This window comes from Pseudomonas sp. PDM22 (genome assembly GCF_014851965.1).
In the GTDB taxonomy this organism is placed as follows: domain Bacteria; phylum Pseudomonadota; class Gammaproteobacteria; order Pseudomonadales; family Pseudomonadaceae; genus Pseudomonas.
Genome location: NZ_JACVAR010000066.1, coordinates 1 through 255 on the forward strand (window position 1 = coordinate 1; position 255 = coordinate 255).

The window sequence follows — 255 nt, forward strand, 5'->3', positions numbered from 1 at the left end:
GAATCAAGCAATTCGTGTGGGTGCTTGTGATGTAAGACTGATGATCGACTGATTATCAGCAACGCAAGTAACACTCGTGAATTCGAGAGTTTTAGCTCTTTAAATAGAGCATGCGATTGCTGAGCCAGGTTTAGGGTTTTCTCAAAACCCAAGCAGTATTGAACTGAAGAGTTTGATCATGGCTCAGATTGAACGCTGGCGGCAGGCCTAACACATGCAAGTCGAGCGGATGATGGGAGCTTGCTCCCGGATTCA

1 rRNA gene is annotated in these 255 nt (G+C 46.3%); it reads left to right on the top strand.

The features are described 5' to 3' along the window. Positions 1-160: 160 nt before the first annotated feature. Positions 161-255: ribosomal RNA gene (locus tag IB255_RS31390) — 16S ribosomal RNA — on the top strand; the annotation flags it as partial.